This window comes from Methanomassiliicoccus sp. (genome assembly GCA_033485155.1).
GTDB lineage: Archaea > Thermoplasmatota > Thermoplasmata > Methanomassiliicoccales > Methanomassiliicoccaceae > UBA6.
Map to the genome: position 1 here is coordinate 239052 of JAWQJJ010000001.1, position 22119 is coordinate 261170.

27 protein-coding genes are annotated in these 22119 nt (G+C 57.7%); 22 read left to right on the plus strand and 5 right to left on the minus strand.

The window, feature by feature from the left end; translation table 11 throughout:
- Nucleotides 1–67: 67 nt before the first annotated feature.
- From nifH to ndk, 18 genes are all read left to right on the plus strand, one after another.
- Nucleotides 68–892, plus strand: coding sequence for a nitrogenase iron protein (gene nifH / locus SA339_01190; protein MDW5561812.1), 825 nt, complete (start codon nt 68–70; stop codon nt 890–892).
- A 29-nt stretch (nt 893–921) separates the two neighbouring features.
- On the plus strand, nt 922–1248 hold the full coding sequence (locus SA339_01195; GenBank protein MDW5561813.1) for a P-II family nitrogen regulator: 327 nt from the start codon (nt 922–924) through the stop codon (nt 1246–1248).
- 12 nt (nt 1249–1260) lie between these two features.
- Nucleotides 1261–1680, plus strand: a complete 420-nt coding sequence (locus SA339_01200; GenBank protein ID MDW5561814.1) for a P-II family nitrogen regulator — start codon at nt 1261–1263, stop codon at nt 1678–1680.
- A gap of 16 nt (nt 1681–1696) precedes the next feature.
- Nucleotides 1697–3319 carry a nitrogenase molybdenum-iron protein alpha chain gene (nifD, locus tag SA339_01205; protein ID MDW5561815.1) on the plus strand — a complete coding sequence of 541 codons (1623 nt, stop codon included), beginning with the start codon at nt 1697–1699 and terminating at the stop codon, nt 3317–3319.
- Nucleotides 3312–4679 carry a nitrogenase component 1 gene (locus SA339_01210; protein ID MDW5561816.1) on the plus strand — a complete coding sequence of 456 codons (1368 nt, stop codon included), beginning with the start codon at nt 3312–3314 and terminating at the stop codon, nt 4677–4679. The genes nifD and SA339_01210 overlap by 8 nt, the downstream gene beginning before the upstream one ends.
- A 25-nt stretch (nt 4680–4704) precedes the next feature.
- Nucleotides 4705–6093, plus strand: a complete 1389-nt coding sequence (nifE, locus tag SA339_01215) for a nitrogenase iron-molybdenum cofactor biosynthesis protein NifE (GenBank protein ID MDW5561817.1) — start codon at nt 4705–4707, stop codon at nt 6091–6093.
- Nucleotides 6090–7466: a nitrogenase component 1 gene (locus SA339_01220; GenBank protein ID MDW5561818.1), complete on the plus strand. Its 1377-nt coding sequence runs from the start codon at nt 6090–6092 to the stop codon at nt 7464–7466. The genes nifE and SA339_01220 overlap by 4 nt, the downstream gene beginning before the upstream one ends.
- Nucleotides 7467–7469: 3 nt before the next feature.
- Nucleotides 7470–7781: a 2Fe-2S ferredoxin gene (locus tag SA339_01225; protein MDW5561819.1), complete on the plus strand. Its 312-nt coding sequence runs from the start codon at nt 7470–7472 to the stop codon at nt 7779–7781.
- A gap of 12 nt (nt 7782–7793) precedes the next feature.
- Nucleotides 7794–8417, plus strand: a complete 624-nt coding sequence (locus SA339_01230; GenBank protein MDW5561820.1) for a Fe-only nitrogenase accessory AnfO family protein — start codon at nt 7794–7796, stop codon at nt 8415–8417.
- A 78-nt stretch (nt 8418–8495) separates the two neighbouring features.
- Nucleotides 8496–9314 (plus strand): molybdate ABC transporter substrate-binding protein, encoded by an 819-nt coding sequence (modA, locus tag SA339_01235; protein MDW5561821.1) that lies wholly within the window; start codon nt 8496–8498, stop codon nt 9312–9314.
- Nucleotides 9315–9336: 22 nt separating this feature from the next.
- On the plus strand, nt 9337–10179 hold the full coding sequence (locus tag SA339_01240) for an ABC transporter permease (GenBank protein MDW5561822.1): 843 nt from the start codon (nt 9337–9339) through the stop codon (nt 10177–10179).
- Nucleotides 10169–10930 carry an ATP-binding cassette domain-containing protein gene (locus SA339_01245; GenBank protein MDW5561823.1) on the plus strand — a complete coding sequence of 254 codons (762 nt, stop codon included), beginning with the start codon at nt 10169–10171 and terminating at the stop codon, nt 10928–10930. Before SA339_01240 ends, SA339_01245 begins: the two co-directional genes overlap by 11 nt.
- 36 nt (nt 10931–10966) lie before the next feature.
- Complete coding sequence (locus tag SA339_01250; GenBank protein MDW5561824.1) at nt 10967–11119, plus strand: hypothetical protein; 153 nt, start codon at nt 10967–10969, stop codon at nt 11117–11119.
- A 158-nt stretch (nt 11120–11277) separates the two neighbouring features.
- Complete coding sequence (locus SA339_01255) at nt 11278–12072, plus strand: sugar phosphate isomerase/epimerase family protein (GenBank protein ID MDW5561825.1); 795 nt, start codon at nt 11278–11280, stop codon at nt 12070–12072.
- Between the two features lie 157 nt (nt 12073–12229).
- Nucleotides 12230–12601 (plus strand): 50S ribosomal protein L7Ae, encoded by a 372-nt coding sequence (gene rpl7ae, locus SA339_01260; protein ID MDW5561826.1) that lies wholly within the window; start codon nt 12230–12232, stop codon nt 12599–12601.
- A gap of 16 nt (nt 12602–12617) precedes the next feature.
- Complete coding sequence (locus tag SA339_01265; GenBank protein ID MDW5561827.1) at nt 12618–12833, plus strand: 30S ribosomal protein S28e; 216 nt, start codon at nt 12618–12620, stop codon at nt 12831–12833.
- A 5-nt stretch (nt 12834–12838) separates the two neighbouring features.
- A complete protein-coding gene (locus tag SA339_01270; GenBank protein MDW5561828.1) occupies nt 12839–13150 on the plus strand; it encodes a 50S ribosomal protein L24e in 312 nt (103 codons plus the stop codon).
- A gap of 5 nt (nt 13151–13155) precedes the next feature.
- Nucleotides 13156–13608 carry a nucleoside-diphosphate kinase gene (ndk, locus tag SA339_01275; protein ID MDW5561829.1) on the plus strand — a complete coding sequence of 151 codons (453 nt, stop codon included), beginning with the start codon at nt 13156–13158 and terminating at the stop codon, nt 13606–13608.
- A 39-nt stretch (nt 13609–13647) separates the two neighbouring features.
- On the opposite strand, the gene SA339_01280 is transcribed toward ndk, so the two are convergent.
- The 5 genes from SA339_01280 to SA339_01300 form a co-directional block, all read right to left on the minus strand.
- Nucleotides 13648–13842, minus strand: coding sequence for a helix-turn-helix transcriptional regulator (locus SA339_01280; GenBank protein MDW5561830.1), 195 nt, complete (start codon nt 13840–13842; stop codon nt 13648–13650).
- Nucleotides 13839–14228 carry a hypothetical protein gene (locus SA339_01285; protein MDW5561831.1) on the minus strand — a complete coding sequence of 130 codons (390 nt, stop codon included), beginning with the start codon at nt 14226–14228 and terminating at the stop codon, nt 13839–13841. The genes SA339_01280 and SA339_01285 overlap by 4 nt, the downstream gene beginning before the upstream one ends.
- Nucleotides 14229–14230: 2 nt before the next feature.
- Nucleotides 14231–14902, minus strand: a complete 672-nt coding sequence (locus SA339_01290; protein MDW5561832.1) for a hypothetical protein — start codon at nt 14900–14902, stop codon at nt 14231–14233.
- Nucleotides 14899–15813, minus strand: coding sequence for an ABC transporter ATP-binding protein (locus SA339_01295; protein MDW5561833.1), 915 nt, complete (start codon nt 15811–15813; stop codon nt 14899–14901). Before SA339_01295 ends, SA339_01290 begins: the two co-directional genes overlap by 4 nt.
- 241 nt (nt 15814–16054) lie before the next feature.
- Complete coding sequence (locus SA339_01300) at nt 16055–17047, minus strand: NAD-dependent epimerase/dehydratase family protein (protein ID MDW5561834.1); 993 nt, start codon at nt 17045–17047, stop codon at nt 16055–16057.
- A 162-nt stretch (nt 17048–17209) separates the two neighbouring features.
- Between SA339_01300 and infB the strand changes: the two genes are divergently transcribed.
- The 4 genes from infB (at nt 17210) to SA339_01320 (ending at nt 21661) form a co-directional block, all read left to right on the plus strand.
- Entirely contained in the window at nt 17210–18958 is a 1749-nt protein-coding gene (gene infB, locus SA339_01305; GenBank protein MDW5561835.1) for a translation initiation factor IF-2, read from the plus strand.
- 300 nt (nt 18959–19258) lie between these two features.
- Nucleotides 19259–20224: a 2-dehydropantoate 2-reductase N-terminal domain-containing protein gene (locus tag SA339_01310; GenBank protein ID MDW5561836.1), complete on the plus strand. Its 966-nt coding sequence runs from the start codon at nt 19259–19261 to the stop codon at nt 20222–20224.
- Between the two features lie 402 nt (nt 20225–20626).
- Nucleotides 20627–21115: an N-acetyltransferase family protein gene (locus SA339_01315; protein MDW5561837.1), complete on the plus strand. Its 489-nt coding sequence runs from the start codon at nt 20627–20629 to the stop codon at nt 21113–21115.
- Between the two features lie 69 nt (nt 21116–21184).
- A complete protein-coding gene (locus tag SA339_01320) occupies nt 21185–21661 on the plus strand; it encodes a nucleoside 2-deoxyribosyltransferase (protein ID MDW5561838.1) in 477 nt (158 codons plus the stop codon).
- Nucleotides 21662–22119: the final 458 nt, after the last annotated feature.

Genomic DNA, 22119 nt, shown 5'->3' on the forward strand with positions numbered 1-22119 from the left:
TAGGATCTGGCTTCACCTCAGTCCTGCGCAGTCCAACCTAGTGGTAGCTGAGTTCGGAGAGAAAAAAATGAGGCAAGTAGCAATCTACGGAAAAGGCGGTATAGGCAAGTCGACCACGACCCAGAACACCGTTGCAGCCTTGGCCACGGCAGGCAAGAAGGTGATGGTCGTAGGGTGCGATCCCAAGGCAGACTCCACCAGGTTACTGCTGCACGGACTATGTCAGAAGACGGTGCTCGACACTCTCCGTGATGAGGGCGACGACATCGATCTCGAGGACATACTGAAGCCGGGCTTCAGCAACACCCGTTGTGTCGAATCAGGAGGTCCCGAACCGGGAGTTGGTTGCGCAGGCAGGGGAATCATCACCTCCATAAACATGCTTGAGCAGCTGGGCGCTTACACTCCCGACCTGGATTATGTGTTCTACGACGTCCTAGGCGATGTCGTCTGCGGTGGGTTCGCCATGCCCATCCGGGAGGGAAAGGCAGAGGAGATATACATTGTCGCCTCGGGTGAACTGATGGCCCTTTACGCGGCGAACAATATCTCCAAGGGGATTCAGAAGTACGCTACCACCGGCAAGGTCCGGCTCGGGGGGATCATTTGCAATAGTCGTAAGGTCGACAACGAATACGCCCTGCTGAAGGCCTTCGCCGAGGAGCTAGGCTCCCAGCTCATCCATTTCGTTCCCAGGGACAATCTGGTGCAAAGGGCAGAGATCAACAAAAAAACGGTCATCGACTTCGATCCCGAGTCCAACCAGGCCAACGAATATCGGAAACTGGCCAAGGCAATCGACGAGAACAAGATGTTCGTGATCCCCAAGCCGATGAAACAGGACCGTCTGGAGGATCTGATGATGCAGCACGGGTTCCTGGAGGCCTGCTGAGAGCTACTATAGCTAGTGGAGGTAACATCATGTTATTGATACGAGCCATAGTGCGCCCGGAGAAGAAGGACGAAGTGCTGGCAGCCCTGTGGGCTGAAGGATTCCCGGCCGCCACGCTCGTGGATGTGGTGGGGCGTGGAAAGCAGAAGGGCATCAAGGTCGGGAACGTCGTCTACGATGAGATCCCCAAGACCATGATCATGGTAGTCATTCACGATGAACAGAAGAAAGCCATCATTGACACCATCTTGCACTCCGCCAAGACCGGGGAGAACGGCACCTTCGGGGACGGCAAGGTGTTCGTAAGCATGATCGACGAGGCCTATACAATATCCCGGGGCGGAAAGGGACTGTGACGGGGGGGCTAGATGAAAGAGATCATGGCAATCGTGCGGATGAATAAAACCAGCGTCACCAAGAAAGCCCTCATCGAGGCCGGGGTGGCCGGTTTTACCGCGGTTAAGGTCATGGGTCGAGGTAGACTCGTGACCGACCCTGCGATCCTGGAGGAGAAAAAGGTCGAACTGATGAAAATGGCCCACGACGACATCAACGACCCCAAGGACGTCGAACATCAGGTGGTCACCTTCCTAAACGGGTCAAGGCCGTTCCCCAGAAGGCTCTTCACCGTTCTGGTGCACGATGAGGACGTCCCAAGGGTGATAGAGGCGATATCCACAGTCAACAGGACCGAGGGTGGGATCGGCGACGGTCTGGTGCTTGTGCTCCCCGTTGTGGACGCTATCCGGGTAAGGACCGGCGAATCGGGCGAGGCCGCCATCTGGTAATGGAGTGGAACAATCAATGACGATCAGCGACATCGAGCTCGAACAGATGTACTCGAGGTATCCGGACAAGGTCAAGAAGAACCGGAAGAAACACATCGTTGTAAAGGAGGGGCCCGAGGCGGTCCAGAAGATCGAAGCTAACACTCGTACCATCCCAGGCATCCTAACCCAACGTGGTTGTTGCTACGCCGGGTGCAAGGGTGTGGTGCTCGGTCCGATCAAGGACATGGCCCACATCGTTCACGGACCGGTCGGTTGCAGTTACTATGCCTGGGGGACCAGGAGGAACAAGGCAAAGGCCGATGAGAACACCCCGCCCGAGAAGATGTTCAGTACCATGGCGTTCACCACGGACATGCAGGAGAGCGATATCGTCTTCGGTGGGGAGAAGAAGCTGATGACGATGATCGATGAGGTGGTAAAGATATTCCACCCCCGGGCCATTACCATCTGCGCCACCTGCCCCATTGGCCTCATCGGTGACGATATCGGAGCCGTGGCCAAGGCAGCCGAGGCCAAGCACGGCATCCAGGTTTTATCGTTCAACTGCGAAGGCTACAAGGGCGTCAGCCAATCGGGCGGGCACCATATCGCGAATAACAATCTAATGGAGCACGTTATCGGGCGAGGCACCAGGGACAAGGTGGGAAAGCACGTCGTTAACATCCTCGGTGAGTACAACATCGGCGGTGACGGCTGGGAACTAGAAAGGATTCTGAAGGACATCGGCTACACCGTAAACTGTGTACTAACCGGAGACTCGAGCTACCTTGACATCCAGAACCTGCACGCAGCCCAGCTCAACCTGGTTCAGTGCCACCGTTCCATCAACTACATCGCCGAGATGATGGAGACGAAGTACGGAACGCCATGGCTTAAGGTAAACTTCATCGGGATAGAGGCAACCATCGAGTCGCTTCGACAGGTCGCCCAGTGCTTCGATGATGAGGAGCTGGTGCAGAGGACTGAAGAGATCATCGCCAGGGAGGTGGCCCGCATCACTCCCTCCCTGGAGCAGTACCGCAAGATATGCACCGGCAAAACCGCCTTTACGCTGGTCGGTGGTTCCCGCAGTCACCATTATCAGTACCTCCTGAGGGACCTGGGGATGGAGGTGGTGGTGGCCGGGTACGAGTTCGCTCACCGGGACGACTACGAGGGCAGGGAGGTGATCCCGACGATCGTTGCCGACGCCGATCAGAAGAACATACCAGAACTTCACCTCGAGCCGGACAAGGAGCTGTTCGAAGAAGGTCACATACATCTCAGCATGTCCCAGGAAAAGTTCGAGGAGCTGAAGAAGCGGGTCCCGCTCTCCTATTACGGGGGCATGTACAAATGCATGAAGGAAGGCCAAATCATGCTGGATGATTTCAATCACCACGAGATAGAATCCCTCATAGAGATGCTCAAACCCGACATCTTCTTCTCGGGTGTGCGTGACAAATACGTCACCCATAAAATGGGGGTCCCGGCCAAGCAGCTGCACTCTTATGACTACAGCGGCCCCTATGCTGGGTTCAGCGGCGCACTAGTCTTCGCCCGCGACGTCACCAATGCCATGACCACTCCCGCCTGGAAGATGCTCGATGCGCCGTGGGACGCTCCGGCCGCTTCGGGGGGTGCCCCCGATGCTTGAATGCATGCCCAAACAACAAGTGGAGCATACCGTCGGCAAGATCAACCCGGCCAAGACATGCCAGCCGATCGGGGCAATGTACGCGTCGCTTGGCATCCATGGATGCCTTCCTCACAGCCATGGTTCGCAGGGGTGCTGCGCCTACCACCGCATGCACCTATCCCGGCACTTCCGGGACGCGGTCCTGGCGACCTCCAGTTCGTTCACCGAGGGGGCTTCGGTCTTTGGAGGGGCTGCCAACCTCAAGACCTCCATCAAGAACGTGTTCGAGATTTACCAGCCAGAGGTCATGGCCGTCCACACCACCTGCTTGTCGGAGACCATCGGCGATGATGTCCCGACCATGATAAGGCAGTCCGAGGTGCCAGAGGGCAAGTACGTTATCCACGCCAACACTCCAAGCTATAAGGGCTCCCACGTGACCGGGTTCAGCAATATGTGCAAGGCCATGGTGACGTACCTCGCCCAGTACGATGGGGGGATGCGCAAGGAACGAGTGAATATCCTGCCGGGGTTCGTCAACCCCGGTGACATGAGGGAGATGAAGCGCATCGCCCAGGAGATGGGGGTGGACTTCATCATGTACCCGGATACCACCGATGTGCTGGACTCCCCTCTGACCAGCAAGTATGAGATGTACCCGAAGGGGGGCGCCACAGTGGCCCAAATCAAGGACTCTGGCAACTCCAAAGCCACTCTCTCCCTCGGCGCGTGGTCGTCCGATGCAGCTGGAGTGGCTCTTCAGGAGAAGTGTGGTGTGGCCTGTATCCCCCTGCATATACCTATCGGGCTGAAGGCCACCGACGAGTATATCATGGCCCTACGGAACACCGCAGGGGTCAAGGTGCCGAGCACTCTGACCGTAGAGAGGGGGCAGGTCATCGACACCCTCATCGACACCCACTTCCACTATCAGGGTAAGAAGGTGGCGGTGTTCGGCGACCCCGACACGGTGGTCCCGCTCACCGAGTTCCTGATAACCATGGGGATGAAACCAGTGTACGTTATGACTGGTACTCCGGGTGCAGCGTTCGAGGACCAGACATGCAAGATGCTGGACGAAGCCAACATCACCGAGCGGAAGATCAAGGCCGAGGGCGATCTGTTCGATCTGCAAATGTGGATAAAGGAAGCGAAGGTGGATCTGCTGGTCGGGACCTCCTATGGCAAGTACATCGCCCGGGCGGAGGATATTCCCTTGGTCCGAGTGGGCTTTCCCATTCTGGACCGTGCCGTGCATCCCCTCATGCCCATCGTCGGTTATCGCGGATGTCTCCGGTTGATCGAGCAGATCAGCAATGCCCTTCTAGATAGGCGGGACCGGGACAGTCTGGACGAGGACTACGAACTAGTGATGTGATCGTCACGAACAAGGCGAGCTGAATATGTATACCAACTATGAGCCAGGGGACCGAACGGCCCCCATCGAGGAACGCCAAGGCTCGATCGTCGTGAAGGGCAAGGGCAGAACAAAGGTGAGCTGTGGCAACGACAGTCTGGCTGGCGCTGTATCGCAGCGGGCCTGCGTGTACTGCGGGGCCCGGGTAGTGCTCAACCCGGTTACCGATGCGGTACACCTGGTCCATGGCCCCATCGGCTGTGCCACCTACACCTGGGATATCCGGGGCAGCCTATCCAGCGGGTCGGATATGTATCGTAACAGCTTCTCTACCGATATGAGGGAGAAGGATGTAATCTTCGGCGGCGAGACCAAACTGGCCGAATGCATCGATGAGGTCGTGACTAGACATCGGCCCTCAGCGGTCTTCGTCTACTCGACCTGCGTGGTCGGAGTCATAGGTGATGATATCGTCGCCGTGTGCCGGGAAGCCTCCAGTAGGCACGGTATCGACATCATTCCTGTGGAATCCACTGGCTTCATATCCGGCAACAAGATCGTCGGCTACCGGGCCGCCGCCGAGGCCCTTCTTCGGCTCATCCGTCCGAAGGAGGGAGAGGAGGTAGAGAGGACTAACAAGGTCAACTTCCTGGGCGAGTACAACCTGGGCGGGGAAAAATGGATCGTAGAGAAGTATCTCCGAGAGATTGGGGTGGAGATCAACGTTGCCTTCACCGGCGATTCATCGGTGGAGGCCCTGAAGCGGGCTCCGGGAGCCAAGCTCAACCTCGTCCAGTGCACTGGTTCAATGCACTGGCTAGCCGCCCAGATGGAGAAGGAATTCGGCACACCGCTCCTAGACGTGAACTTCTTCGGCAGCGAGAACATCGCCGATTCCTTGCGCAGGATCGCCGCCTTCTACGGCGATCCGGAGATAGCTCGGAAGGCCGAGGCTCTCATCGAGAGGGAGACAGCCCGCCTCATGCCCCATATTGAACGGTACCGGGAGAAGCTCCAGGGAAAGCGGGCAGCGATATACGTCGGGGGGGCTTTCAAGGCTATGGCCATAGTCCGCCAGTTGAAGGAGTTGGGAGTGGAGGTCGTCGTTGCCGGCACCCAGACCGGACGGCCGGAGGAATATGAGGCTCTCAGCGGCCTGCTCGACGAAGGCACGGTCATCGTGGATGACACCAACCCAGCTGAGATCGAACGCTTCCTCCTGGAGAAGAAGATCGATGTCATGGCCGGGGGAGTGAAAGAACGGGTGCTGGCCTATAAGCTGGGGATAGGTTTCATTGATCACAATCATGACCGGAAGGATGCATTGGCCGGTTACGAGGGGGCTCTACGGTTCGCTCGTGAGGTCTATGTCACGACATGTTCCCCAGTATGGATGTACCTCCGGGAGGCCAAGCCGTCGAGGGAATTGGTATGATCGATTGCGAGCCATCGAGGGCGAAGCAGGTCAACGAGAACCAATGTCATATGTGCATGCCGCTGGGAGCCGTGATCGCGCTCAAGGGCATCGAGGGAATGATGGTGCTGGTGCATGGTTCCCAGGGTTGCAGCACCTACATGCGCTTGGCCAATGTCGAGCACTTCAATGAGCCGGTGGACATCGCGTCCTCGTCGCTCAACGAGAAGCAGACGGTCTACGGCGGGGAGGCCAACCTTCATAAAGCTATGGATAACGTCATACGTGTCTATCGGCCCGATGTGCTGGGAGTGGTCACCACCTGCTTGGCCGAAACCATCGGCGATGATGTCCGAGGGATGGTAAAGAAGTATCTGGTCAACCGTCCGGGCCTGAAGGTAGACGTGGTTGCGGTGTCTACACCGTCCTACGCTGGGGGCCATGCCGAAGGATACTGGGCGGCCTGCCGGGCCTTGCTGCAGTACTATGCCGTCCCCGCCGATAAGCACGATGGGATCAATATCATCGTACCTAACATCAGCCCCGCCGACCTGCGGGAGATAAAGCGCATCCTGGCCCTTATGGGCGTCAGGTATGTTCTTCTACCCGATTTCTCCCTAACCCTGGACCGCCCCTACGGAGGCCGTTATCAAAAAATCCCGCCGGGAGGGACATCGACAACCAACCTCGCCCTCATGGGCGGGGCCAGGGCCACCATACAGTTCGGCCTTACCTGTCCCGAAGAGCTGTCTCCAGGTCACTTTCTGGAGAAGGAGCATGGTGTGCCTCTGATCAATCTACCGCTTCCGATCGGCCTGGTTAACACCGACCGCTTCATTCAGGCGATACAGGAGCTGATCGGAGGACATATTCCAGAGCAACTGGAGCTGGAAAGAGGCTGGCTGCTCGACGCCATGGCCGACTCACATAAGTTCAACGCCGAAGGTCGTCCGGCGGTGTATGGAGAGCCGGAACTGGTCCTGGCATTAACTTCGATGTGTGCGGAGAACGGGTCACCGCCGCTGGTGATCGCCACCGGCTCACAGGTGGACGTTCTGAGGGGACTAGTGGGGCCCCTGTTGAAAAGCGCCGAACAGACGCCGGTACTGATAGGTGATGCAGATTTCGCGGCCATAGACAACGCCTGCGCCAGAACCAAGGTCAACGTGGCCCTGGGGCATTCGGGCGGGAAGTTCCTGACTGAGAAACGGGGAATCCCAGTCATTCGGGTCGGGTACCCCATCAACGACCGGATGGGCGGCCAGCGGGTCATGTCCGTCGGGTATACCGGCTCTCTCGCCCTCTTGGACCGCTATACCAACACCCTACTCGAATCAAAATACAACACTTATCGCCAGAAGAAGAAAGAGGAGCTCTACAGCATGGAAGGATGATTGATGCAGAAACCCAAGCGACACATATTCGTATGCACAAGCTCGCGACCGAACGGAATGCAGAAAGGCTTCTGTCACACCAAGGCCGGGGTCGAAATCCTGGCTAAATTCACCGAGGAGATCGCAGACCGGGAGATCGGAGGTGAGGTCTTTGTTTCCAACACTGGCTGTTACGGCATCTGCGAGAAGGGCCCCATCGTAGTGGTGTATCCTGACAACATATGGTATGGTTCGGTGACCGCCGATGATGTGGAGGAAATCATGGTAAAGCATATCGAGGGCGGCGAGGTCGTGGAACGCCTCATCCTGAAGTGAGCGGGTGGCACCTTGTGCGAGAGAGCAATACCAGAGGTCGCCTCCCTAACAGGGAGTGACGGTTCCACTGTTCAGTTGAACTGGCCCGGCATAGTCGTGGTGCATCGCAGGGTTCGGGGGAAATGGACGAAGGACCGAGAGATGCCATTCCTGATCGACTCAGGGAAGGGGCTGGTGGAGATGAGGACTAAGTGCACGGAGCTGATCAAATTCCTCGGATCATGCAAGATCTTCGTGGCCCGGAATGCCAGCGGGGTGCTCTTCTTCGAGCTGGAGAAGGCTCACGTGAACGTTTACGAAATTAAAGGGACCCCCAGCGATTTCCTTGAGCAAGTATGGTCAGAAGATGAGAAGGATTGCGATGAGACTATTTCTCCCGCCACTATGCCCGTGCCCCTGGAACGGTCCCCTGGTAATTACTATATATCGATAAAAGAGGCCCAGAGCAAGCAACCAGAATTCAGCAGCAAGCAGATACTGCAGGCCTTCGTCAGGAGGGGTAAATTCGCCACGCTGGAGGTGGTATGTGATCATGTCCCCCCGTGGATCGAGCTGGAGTCCCGTACGGTCGGTTTCCGTTTGGATCCGAAGAAGACCGGACCGGGCGAGGTCCACCTGATGCTGACCAAGACCTAAAACTAATTCCCACGAAGAAAGGGACCAACGCATCGGCCGAGTTAGGCCGGGCCGAATAAAAGACGGAGAATGAAGAAAATGAAGAATACGAAGATGATAGTGGCCATCGCGGCCGTGCTGGTCGTCGCCATGGTGGCGGTGGCGGCCGTGTCGATGAATGGCGGTAAATCGTCGGCGGCGAGCACTGAAGTAACTGTGTTCGCCGCAGCATCGCTCAGCAAGGCATTCACCGAAATCGGTGAGCAGTACGAAGCGGAACACAGTGGTGTAAAGATCAACTTTAACTTCGACGGATCCGCGAACCTGAAGACGCAGCTCGTCAACGGAGCCACCGCCGACGTTTTCGCCTCAGCAGATAACAAGAACATGAACTTGACCCAGATAGCCGGATTGATGGACAATTCCACGGTCAAGACGTTCGTTAAGAACAAGGTGACAGTCATCATTCCATCGGGCAATCCTGCTGGCATAACCAGCCTAACCGACCTAACCAAATCAGGGTTAAAGATCGTCATTGGCGATACAACCGTGCCGATCGGAAACTATACCCGGACCATCCTGAAGAACCTTGACAACAGCTCCTCGGAGTTCACCGATTACGAGGCCAAGGTGATGGCCAACGTGGTGTCGCAGGAATCTAATGTGAACAACGTCGTGACCAAGGTGGCCTTAGGGGAGGCTGATGCTGGATTTGTTTACACCACTGACGCTGCTGGAGCCGGATCGAACGTGTCCCTGATCAGCATACCAGACGAGTACAACGTGATTGCGGTGTACCCCATCGGAGCGCTGCTGTCTACCACCCACTCTGCCGAGGCGATAAGCTTCATCGAGTACGTGCTGTCGACTGAGGGTCAAGCAATACTGTCCAAGTATGGCTTCATAACAGTGATCTGATCCCGTCGGAGGAAACGGGAGAATGTTCGATCAGCGCGTGGGAACGATCAAGGCCAAGGGGTGGAGATACGATCTGGAGCGCTATGCGCTGCGCTTCGCCCTAGGAGGCATGGTCATCGTGGCCATTGCCTTCATCTCCATTCCTATAGCCTCTTTATTTTTGAGGATCGACCTCCAGGACTTCCTAGCCTCACTCAGTGATCCGGCGGTCATCGACGCCCTTTGGCTGAGCCTTCTGACCGCCACGGCCAGCACGGCCATAGTCCTGGCTTTCGGTACGCCGATTGCATATCTTAACGCCCATAACAACTACTGGGGGCGGGCTATCGTGGACACCATCACCGACATACCAGCGGTCCTCCCTCCGGCAGTGGCGGGTCTAGCTTTGCTGATGGCATTCGGCCGGCGAGGGGTGCTAGGACAATACTTCCACTTGTTCGGGATCGACATCGCATTCACCACCACCGCTGTGGTGCTAGCTCAGGTGTTCGTGGCCTCACCCTTTTACATTCGGCAGGCGCGCATAAGCTTCCAGTCGGTCGACTCCCAGTTCGAGGATGCCGCCCGCACCATGGGCTCGTCCAGGTTGCGGACCTTTTCCCGCATCTCCCTACCATTGGCATCTGCCGGCCTGTTGTCCGGGGCCATAATGGCCTGGGCGAGGGCACTGGGAGAGTTCGGGGCCACCATAATGTTCGCCGGCAATATGCCCGGGAAGACCCAGACCATGCCTCTAGCGATCTACACCTCCCTCGAGGGGGACTTAACTCCCGCCCTGTCGATATCCATAATCCTGGTGGCAATTTCTTTCGGGGTCATCCTAGCGGTCAAATTTCTGGGAAGGAGGATGCCTAATGCCAGTTGAGGTTCGCATAACCAGGAGGCTCCGAGACTATGTCCTGAATGTCGACATGAGCGTAGGGGATGATGGAATCCATGTGCTCGTGGGAAGGAACGGCTCAGGTAAGACCACCATCCTCAGGATGATCGCTGGCCTTATGACTCCCGACAGCGGGCGGATCGTGGTCAACGGCGAGGTCTTCTTCGACTCCGAGGCCGGTATCGACCTTCCGGTCGAGGAACGAAGGACCGGGTTCGTGTTCCAGAACTATGCCGTGTTCCCGCACATGACCGTCCTCGAGAACCTAATCTTCGGTCTGAACGTGACCAGGAAGGAAAGGAGAGGAGCGACGGAGACCATCCGCCCGATGATGGAAGAATACTCTCTGTGGGACCTGAGGGATGTCCGTGCGGCCAACTTGTCCGGGGGGCAGAGGCAGAGAGTAGCGTTGTTGCGGACCCTGATCCTGCGCCCGAGGATCTACCTGCTCGACGAGCCCTTGAGCGCTCTTGACGCTGCGACCCAGAATGTGGTGCGCAAGGACATCAGGAACCTGATAAGGGGCACGGGCACGCCTTGCATGATCGTCACCCATGATGTGGTGGATGCCGTGGAGATGGGGGACACCGCCTGCCTGTTGGACAGGGGCAAGATCGTGAGCTCGGGAAGACCGAGGGAGGTCGTTCCGACCGGTGGGATGGAGGAGAGTAACCCCTTCCAGTCCTGGAACCCCGCCTCGGTCATGTCGACCACTGGACGGACAGTGTTGCTATGAATGGACGGGCGGACATGAGGATTGAGAGGAACGAACATGGAACTAAACGCAAGGAACCAGGTGAATGGAATGATCGAGACCGTGGCTTATGAACTCGTGACCTCCAAGATCAAGATTGTATCCATCGATCATCAACGCGGCCATCAGGGGCGCGGTGGACGGCCAAAAGTCAAGTCCAGGGAACTATGAGCGATCATCACAAATCGACCGACAGATGATCGGCCAATCCTAGCACCCTCGTCGGTCCGCCCTATGCTGAGCGCTCCTGAGGTCGATTGTCTGATCGGAGCCCAGAGAACCAACCTTTTTAACTCGCACACAATCTCCATGCTGAGGTTCATGGACAAATGAACGACCAGTTAGCATTCGGCATGCCTGCGCTCATCGAGATGCCCGACCTGCCCCGCCTGGTCGGCCTGTGCCAGGAGCTGGAGCTTTCGTTCATCGAGCTGAACATGAACATGCCGGACAACTGCCCGGAAGCGCTCGACCCCCTGGAGCTAAGGGACATCACTAAGAGTACCGGCATCGAGTTCACCCTGCACTCTCCGGACGAGCTTGACCTCGGTTCGCTGCACCCGACGGTGCGGCAGGGGTATCTCGACCGAATGCGGGAGGCCCTCGGGTGGTGCGCCCAGGCCGGGGTCAAGGTGCTCAACATGCACGTCAGCCCGGGCATATACTTCACCCTCCCCGACCGCAAGGTGTGGATATACGACCGGTACCTCGACGAGTTCACCGCCAACTTATGGACGGCGTACAAGGAGATGCTCCCCTTGGCGTCGGCATCAGGGGTGGACATCTGCACCGAGAACGTCAACAATTTCGACCTGCCGTTCATCGCTCAGGCCATCGATGAGCTGTGCTACCTGGACTCGTTCCACCTGACCTGGGACGTAGGCCATGACGCCCGCAGTGGGTTCCGGGAGCGGGAAGTGCTGCTCCGGCACGAGGACCGCATCCGCCACATGCACCTCCACGATTACAACGGTCGCAGCGATCACCAGGTCCCCGGCACCGGCATGATCGATATCCCCGGGATGCTGGACTTTGCCAGAAAGCGGGGGATCAGGGTACTGGTGGAGGTCAAGACCGCGGCGTCCCTCCGCGAGTCAGTGAAGGCCGTGCGCGGCATGTTGTGAGCATCGTCGCCACCAAGACCGCTGGGCCGTCGCACCGGGCCTGGTCCGAATGCCTCCCTGCTCGCAAGTGATATATACGGCCATCACTTTGGTCCCTTTCGCATTCACGTTTAACCGATGAATGATGAGGATGTATACATCCGAATGAGGTGAAACAATGGCTAAAGCAATGTTCGTTCGTTTCGAGATGCCCAAGGAGCTATCGGACAAGGCCTACGAGATCGTCGAGGCTGCCCGCGACACCGGAAAGATCCGCAAGGGGACCAACGAGGTCACCAAGCTGGTCGAGCGGGGAGACGCGGTCATGGTCGTCATGGCCGAGGATGTCCAGCCCCCAGAGATACTCGCTCACATGCCCCTCCTGTGCGAGGAGCGCAACGTCATTTACGCCTACGTACCGTCCAAGGCCGAACTGGGACACGCCGTGGGCCTGGAGAAGCCGACCGCTTCGGTCGCCATCCTGGACGCTGGAAAGGCCAAGCCCCTGCTGGACGGGTTCGCCGAGCAGGTGAAGAAGCTGAAGCAGTGAGCGCGGAGGGAATGACATGCCTGAGGACGAGAGCAGCATACCTTCGGAAGTGGTGGAGATCATCGGTCGCACTGGTATGACCGGCGAAGCCACCCAGGTCAAGGTGCGTGTGCTCGAGGGCCGCGACAAGGGTCGCATCATCACCCGCAACATCATGGGCCCCGTGCGCATGGGAGACATACTGATGCTTAGGGAGACCTCTAGAGAGGCCCGCAAGCTTTCCATACGGTGATCTGAATGGTCGAGAGAAGGGTCTGCTCCTTCTGCGGAGCGGAGATGGAACCGGGCACCGGCAAGCTGTTCGTTAAGAAGGACGGCACCGTGCTGACGTTCGACACCAACAAGTGTTACAAGAACATGATCGAGCTGGGTAGGATTCCGAGGAGGACCACCTGGACCCGCGCGGCCAAGCGTGAGAAGGAGATCGCCAAGGCCGCTGCTGCGCCCAAGGAAGAGGTCGCCGCCACCCCGGCCGACGAGAAGATCAAGAAGGTCACCGCCAGCAAGGCCCGCAAGGGCAAGGCTCCGGCACCCAAGAAGACGGAGTGAGCGGCATGATGGAGCGCACCTTCGTCATGCTCAAGCCCGATGCCGTCCAGCGCGGCCTCATGGGCGAGATCCTGGGGCGCATCGAGGCCAAGGGCCACAAGCCCGTGGCCATGAAGTTCATGCGCATACCCAAGGAACTGGCGGAGCGCCACTATGCCGAGCACAAGGGCAAGCCGTTCTTCCCCGGCCTCATCGAGTACATGACCTCCGGTCCGGTGCTCGTGATGGTCTGGGAGGGCGAGAACGCCATCGCCTCGATGCGGGCGATGATGGGAGCCACCAACCCCCAGAACGCCGCCGTCGGCACCATCCGTGGTGACCTCGCGCAGCAGACTGGCCGGAACATCATCCACGGCTCCGACGGCCCCGAGTCGGCCAAGCGGGAGATCGAGCTGTTCTTCAACGACTACGAGATCCTGAGCTGGGCACGCACCTCGGACCCCTGGTACTTCGAGTAAACCCATTAGGGAGCTCCGCTCCCTCGTTACCTTTATTTATCAATCATCGAACAGGAATAGCTCTTCGATCGTGGTGCCCAGGGCCTTCGCTATGTCATGCGCCAGCTGGAGCGACGGGTTATAGGCGTTCTTCTCGAGATACACCACCGTCTCCCGGCAGATGCCGACCTTTTTGGCCAGCTGCTCCTGGGTCATGTCATAGCGGGCCCTGAACTCCTTGATCCGGTTCCTCATCTTGGCTCTCCTCTATGTGACAGGTAGGTCTTCGCCGTCCAGTATGTGGCGAGCATGAGGAAGAACATCAGGGGCACGAAGTCGCTGAGATCCATCTCGAACACCTTGCCCAGGCTGAGCAGGTACACCGCTGCCAGCACGACGTAGGCGGCCCACCAGGATATCGCCAGCGCCGAGTTGTGAATCTTCTGCGTCCGCTCGTCCTTGTAGATCTCACCCTTCCGGACCAGATAGGCCCGGAAGATGGAGAAGAACAGCAGCCCCGATGCCACCGCCACCACGATCGAGATCACCTCGCCGTCAGTCGCCTCGGAGACGATGAGGACGATGGCCAGCATCAGGATGGCCATCCCTGCCCCCAAGGTCGCTCTGGTCAGTCGATCCATGTTCACGCCTCGCTGGTCAGCACTATCCGCTCCTTGCTCAGACGGTTGACCAGAAGGGCCGGCGACGTGAGCAGCAGGACGGCGGCGAGACCGATGATCGCAATCGCCTGCCAGGATATCAAGTTGCCCTCCTGGGGCAGGGAAAGGCTGGCCGTTAGCAGCGATATGATGAGGGCCAGGGCCGCTGTGCTGAGCAGGCGGGTCTGTCGGGCGCCGAAGTTCAGCTGGATGAAGCCCATGATGCCGATGAACGCCGCCACCAGGGCCGGCAGGATGGCGATTAAGTAGACGGCTACCGTCAGGCCGATGACGATCGGAGTGGAACGAACGAACGCCTCCGCGAGGACGATGCCCACGGCCGCGTATGCCACCACCAGGGCGGGGACGAGCGTGCCTATGATCTTGCCGAGCCACAGCTCCCGGAGCTCCACCGGCCCGCAGAACGTCGTCTCCAGGCTGCCCGACTGCTTCTCAGAGTTGAACGCCTGGCCGGAGATGCCGAACGCCGCGTACATCCCCATCATGGTGGAGAGGAGGATCATCGAGAGGTCCGAACTGCCGGAGGGCGAAATGACGCAGAACACGATAGTGAACGCCGCGATCGACATTAGCACCCCTTTGTTGTACCGCAGCTCCAGCAGCTCCTTCCTGGCCATGCTGGCAACCACGCTCATGCCGCCGCCCCCTTGCCCAGGACGTCGAAGTACACCTCGTCCAGTGACCTCCGGCTGGAGCGATACTCATGAACGTCCAGGCCCCAACCCACCACCTCCCGGACGCTCAGTGGAGCGGACAGGACGACCTGCAGGACAGAGCCCCGGCGTTGGACGCTCTTCACCCGGCCGTCGGCGGAGAACAGCCCCTCGGCCTTCACCGCTTCGGCATCGGAGGCCAGCACGACCTCGGCCTCGGCGCTGCCGGGCGCCCGGACCTCATCCATGGTGCCGCTCAGAAGGATCCTCCCCCGGTCCAGGATGGCGACCCTGGTGCAGATCCTCTGGACCTCGTCGAGATTGTGGGTATTGAGGAATACGGTCATTCCCTTGCTCTCCCTAAGCCTGGTGATGATGGTCCGGAAGTCCTTCTGGGCCTGAGGGTCCAGGCTGCTGGTCGGCTCGTCCAGGAACAGCACCTCCGGCTCGTTGAGCAGCGCCCGGGCCAGCCCGGCCCTCCTCTTCAGGCCGGTGGACAGGGCGGCCACCCGATCATCGGCCCGCTCCGACAGTCCGACGGCCTCCAGGACATCGTCGATGCGATCCCGCCGGTCGCGCAGTGAGAACATCCGGGCGTAGTGGTCCAGGTTGTCCCTGACCGAGAGGCGCTCATACAGGCCGTGGCGTTCGAACAGCACCCCCACCCGAGACCTCATCTCCCTGGAAGTGGCGAGGTCCTCTCCCATCACCGTGGCCCTTCCCCCGCTCGCCTCAAGCGTGCCGAGGACGATGCGCATGGTGGTGGTCTTGCCGGCTCCGTTGGGGCCGAGGAAGGCGAACAGATCGCCCCTCTCGATCTGCAGGGAAACGTCGTGAAGGACCTCCCTCTCATCGAAGGCCTTGCGCAGGTGATCGATCTCGATGGCCTTCATGGGATCACCCCGGGACAATGGCCGGTGGAACGCCCCGGCAGCTCGTTCAAGACCCTGGCATCGAGATATCCAGCTGTGCTCATTCTTTAGCCTCATGTGGTGTTGCATCCACTTTTTGTGATGTTCTTACCACAAAATGTGGTATATTTTCCACATTAATTAAGATTGTGCCACCCTCACACCTAAGCGTTAGTATCCTTCCCGCAACTTGTCGGAAGGATCCCTCGGCGCTACTGGCCGATCATGGGCCGAGGGGCCGGGCCATGCCGTTGGCCCTGTACCACTCGACCGTTTCCCTCAGGGCCTCCTTGATGGGAGTATAGGCCATTCCAAGCTCTCTTATCCCCTTGGAGTTGTCGACCATCATGCCGTCCCTCATCACCCTGACCAGGTCCTTCGGGATCTGGGGCGGCCTCTTGGTCCAGGACGCCTTGATCATCTGCATGCTGGAAAGCATATCGACCATCGTCGGGGAAACGGTCTTTTTCAGGGGCGGCACTCCCGAGACCTCGGAGATCATATTGAAGAAGTCCCGTAGCTGGTAGTTGCCATTGGCCAGTATGTATCTCTGTCCGATCTCTCCCTTCTCGGCCGCCAGAACGTGACCTCTTGCCACGTCCTTCACGTAGGCATAGGCCATCACGCAATCGGGAAAGATCATTCCTGGCAGTTTTCCGTTCAGATAGTTGATGATGAACTGCCCGGTCGACTTGGTATCGCCTGGTCCGATGATCGCGCTGGGCAACACCGTGATCACCGGAGCACCTTCGGCCACCATCTTCCCGACCTCGCATAGTCCAAGGTATTTTGAGCGGTTATATTCGGCCGGGTAGTAGCCACAATGCTCGGTCTCTTCATCTCCAACGGCGCCGCTCTTTATTCCGATGGCCACCGTGCTGCTGGTATAGATGATCTTACCGACGCCGGCTGCCTTGGCCTCTTCCAGCAGCGACCTCGTTCCCTGAACGTTGACCTTATCAAGGACGGAGTTGTCCGGCAGCCAGAAATCATAGACGTTAGCTAGATGGTAGATGGTGTCGTACTTACCGAGCTTCCCCCGGAACGAAGCGGGCTCGGTCACATCCCCTTTGATTATCCCAATACCAAGCTTGCTCAGAGCTTCTGCCCTCTCCGGTCGACGGACCAGGGCATCGATGCTATCTCCCTTCTTCAGAAGCTCCTCGGTAAGATGGCTCCCCACGAAGCCGGTCGCTCCAGTTATTAGAACGGTCATGACCTATCTCCGACCCAATATTACTTATTAGATAATCTTAGTTATTAGAATAATTACACGCTCCGGAGCGTCGCCGACATGCAAACGGCATAGAGGCGACGGACCGGCGGCTGGAAGGTGAGTTGGCAAAGGCTCTAATAGGCTGTCCATTATCGCATCACTATGGCCACCAGGCAGCCGATTGTCAGCGTTCTAGGCCATGTTGACCATGGCAAGACCTCCTTGCTCGACCGCATAAGGGGAACAGCCGTTGTTCAGCGGGAGGCCGGCCTCATCACCCAGCACATCGGCGCGACCGAGGTGCCCATCGAGCACATCTACAAGGTCTGCCGGCCACTGATCGGGAACAAGAAGTTCAACGTGCCCGGTCTGCTGTTCATCGACACCCCCGGGCATCAGTCCTTCACCTCGCTCCGGGCCAGGGGCGGCGCCCTGGCTGACCTCGCAGTCCTGGTCATCGACATCAACGAGGGCCTTAAACCGCAGACCATCGAGTCCATCCAGATCCTCAAGCGGTTCAAGACCCCGTTCATCATCGCCATGAATAAGATCGACCTCATCGAGGGCTGGGAGACCAAGGCCAACATGCCCTTCATCCTCAACTACAATGCCCAGTCGGAAGAGGTCAAGGCCCGACTGGACGAGAGGATGTACAAGATCATCGGCGACCTATACGAGCGCGGCTACTCCGCCGACCGCTACGATCGCATCGAGGATTTCACCAAGGCCATCGCGGTCGTGCCGATCTCGGCCCGCAACGGAGAAGGTTTGCCGGACCTCCTGCTCATACTTATCGGCCTGGCCCAGAGGTTCCTGGAGCAGCAGCTCAAGACCGAAGAGGGGCCGGCCCAGGGGACCATCCTGGAGGTCAAAGAGGAGAAGGGCTTGGGCTCCACGCTCGACGTCATCATCTTCGCCGGTACCCTGCACAAGGGCGACACCATCATCCTGGGAACCAAGGGGAAGCCGATAACCACCAAGATCAAGGCCATCCTCAAGCCCAAGCCCCTGGACGAGATCCGCGATCCCAAGGACCGCTTCGAATCGGTCAAGGAGGTCTCGGCCGCCATCGGCGTCAAGCTCATGTGCCAGAACATTGACGGCGTGGTGGCCGGCGGACCGCTGAGGGCCGCCACCGGCAACGTCAACGCGGCCATGGATGAGGTCGTCAACGAGACCAAGGTCAACATCGAGACCATCGAGGCTGGGATCTACATCAAGGCTGACGCCATCGGCTCGCTGGAAGCGCTGGCCTTCGAGTGCAAGGGCGCGGACATCCCAATCCGCAAGTACGATACCGGCATGATCTCGCGCAAGGACATCATCGACGCCGCGGCGTACGGCGAGACATATCATCGCGTGATCCTGGGCTTCAATGTCGACCTGCTGCCGGAGGCCAAAGAGGCGCTGCCCAACTACCCGCTGAAAGTCTTCACCAACGATGTGGTCTACCGTCTCATCGAGGACTATCAGAAATGGGTGGAGGAGGAGAAGCGGCGGATGGACATCGAGAAGCGGGCGGAGTTCGCCTTCCCCGGGAAGATCAAGTTGCTCCCCAACTGTGTATTCCGGGCATCCAAGCCGGCCATTGTAGGCGTTCGCGTGCTTGCCGGCCGCATCCGGCCGGGGCAGACACTGCTCAACACCGAGGGCGTGGACGTGGGAAAGATACGCTCCATCCGCACCGGGGAGGACGCGGTGAGGGAGGCGATCCAGGGCCAGGAGGTCGCGGTGGCCATCGAGGGGCCGACGGTCGGACGGCAGATCAACGTCGAGGACATTCTGTACGTGGATTTGCGGGAGATGGTTGTCAAGGAGATGGCCCAGATGGACCTCAATCCAGATGACCGCATGGTGCTTGAGGAGACGTTGGAAGTGAAGCGCAAGGTCGACAAGTTCTGGGGAATGTGAGCGTTCTTCGGCCACCATATCGGCTTATCGTCAAATGGGCTTGATACCGAGATACCTGGACAGCCTCCTAAGAACGGTCGAAATTAGGGTTCGATCACTAGGCGAGCTGCAATGGATCTTATTCAATGGCAACATTATAAGGTACTATGCATGGACTGCATTGGTGAGAGATGATCCGTTGAATTGGATCCAGGATGATTATATCGGTAGGCCTATGAGCTACAATCAGCAGCATGGCTTCATGGGCAACATCTGCCTTTTAAACAATATTATGATTTAATAATAAGATCATTCAATCTCATGAAGGTCCTCATTGTTGGTGCAGGGATTATTGGTATTACATATGGCTGGGCGTTGGACAGGGCCGGCCATGACATCACGCACATAGTCCGAAAGGGTCGGATAGGTCGTTTGGATAATGGGATCGCCATCGACATGCTCGATACAAGACAAGGGCGTGATAAGAGGATCATTGATCGTTATGCGATTAGAGCGATCGATGAGCTGGACTCATCGATCCACTATGATATGGTCATCGTCCCCGTGCACCATTATGACCTGATCGAGACACTGGAACAATACGTTCCTTTCCTGAATGGGTCCCTTTTCATATTGCTGACTCAGAATTGGCATGGGACGTCGGAGATAGACCACATTCTTCCGAGGGACCGGTACGTTTTCGGTGATGCCAAGGCCGGAGGGTCCTTCATAAACGATGTGCTGGTCACAGCCATAAGGACGGTCGATATCGGGCGGGTTGGCAAAGGAAGCAGCAACTGCCTCGATAAGGCCACAGAGCTATTCGCCTCAGCCGATCTGGAACCAAAATCGCATGAGGACATTCTTCAATACCTCTGGATACAGTATGCGGTGGCCGCGGGCATGTGGCCGCCCGTGGTAAGAATGGGGTCGATAGAAGCGGTGACGAAAGATCTCCCGGAAAGCAAGCAGGCTTTCAAAGGGGCCAAGGAATGTTTGAACGTCGTCTCGATGAGAGGGGTCGATCTCGATGGCTACCCCGAGACCAAGATGTTCGGTGGAAACATGGTGATGGATGATGGTGAGATATCCACAATGATGAGCAGCTTTGTCGATGACGAATACTCAAAACGCAGCTCGTCCCATGCATTGAACAACGTTCGCGAGGTAAGTACGTTCTATTACGATCTGCTGAACACGGGGAGAGAGCTTGGTGCCGACATGTCCACTATGGCCAGCTATGCCGATGATATCAAGAGGTTCTGTGAAGGCCAAAGAACGGTGTGAGGGGCAGGAAGTAAGTTTCGTACTTTTTGGGACGAGTACGTCCTATCCGACTACAGTCGATTGCCCTGAGCGACCTCGGGGTTAGAAGTACGGCCAGGATCAATTAAGGGAAAGGGAAGATTCTCTCTCATCAGCTGCTGAGTTCAAGGATGAACGGCGAATGGAAAATGGGGTGAATAATGGTCCGAGCGGCATCAATTGAAAAAAGGGGCTTTCAGACTACGCTCGATAATAGGCCTGGGAGGATGAGAGGCTCTAAGCCGGTGCTCCCGATCTTTCGCCGATCAGTGGCATCATGATCAGGGTGCCCATAATATCCACCAAGGAGAAGGAACGAACTCGACCCCGGACCACCAGTCATCTTGAAATATGGATAATAATCTTCGGTAGGGCGGGAGAGCCATGAGTGTCCATCTAGAGAGCATCAAGGAAGAGGACGGAAAACAGATCGTCGACATATTCAACCATTATATTGAGAACAGCTACGCCGCCTATCTTGAGAACAAGGTCGATGGCCGGTTCATCCCCCTTCTCCTGGGCGCTTCGAAGGGCTACCCCGCCTACACCGTCCACGACGGCGACCGGGTCCTTGGTTTCGGCATGCTCCGCCCGTTCCACCCGTTCCCGACGTTCAAGCGGACTGCCGAGGTCTCGTATTTCGTGGAGCCCGGCTCGACCGGTCAGGGCATCGGAGGTCTCCTCCTCGATCGTTTGACCGAGGACGCCAAATGCATGGGCATCGACACCCTTCTGGCGAATATATCCTCAAGGAACGAGGGGAGCATCAACTTCCACAAGAGACACGGCTTCATCGACTGCGGCAGGTTCCTCGGCGTGGGCAGGAAGTTCGGACAGGATATCGACCTCGTGTGGATGCAGAAGCGGATCTGACAGAGCGGGGGCGAAGGTGATGTTATCAGAACATGAATCTATAGCGATGAGCGTTCGGAGGACCTAGCAATGCAGATTTACTTCGCCGGGCCGTTGTTCTCGTTGGCGGAAAGGGAGTTCAATCAGAGGCTATCGAGCCTCGTGTGCCAAGGCCTCGAGGGGGCCAGCGCCATCCTGCCTCAGGACGAGACCCAGAGGTTGATGGCCGAAAGCGACCCGTGTGCCCGCATCTTCGACTTCTGCGTGGGCTCTATCGACAGAGCTGACGTGGTCGTGGCCATACTGGACGGGCCGGACGTAGATTCCGGGACGAGCTTCGAGATCGGTTACGCGTTCTCGAGGAAAAAGCCGATAATCGGGGTAAGGACCGACCCGAGACAGCTGGAGGATCAGGGAGTCAACCTGATGATCTCCCGGTCGGTGAACAGCATGATCTGGCTTGATTCTAGCCATCTGTCCTTGGAAGAGCTCGCCGACAAGGTGATCAGAGTCCTCCGTTCAGCGAACCTCGCAACGGTCCCGTCCAGCGGTCCCGTTCAGGGCTGAACGATCTGCCCGTTGGAAGCCCTGCGCAAGACATGGGAGCCTGACGCCGCGCCCAATTTTTCTCCCTCCGTGATGGGTAATATTGAGACCTCTCTAGCTACAGATGAGGTCACACACTGGGGAATGTGATTATTTCCCCATCAGTAAATCAATTTCTCTACTCAATCAGCGGGATTGAACGTTGGGGGTCCAACTTGTTCTATTATTGTTCAAATATACACCCACCGCACATTTGTTCATAAGTAGTAAATTCATTGGTTCACACTCATCTGCGTTCTGAAATCTCTAGATCGTAGATAAGATTCATCGAGGTCGATTCTAACAAGCACGAGTACAAAGATAATTAAATTTGGCCATCCACTTGAATCCATCAGGTGCATATCCAAATGTTAGCCAAGCCAAGCTCTCTACCGACAGGTCTCCCGAAGACTACCCAATCACTCTGCCCCGAGTGTTTG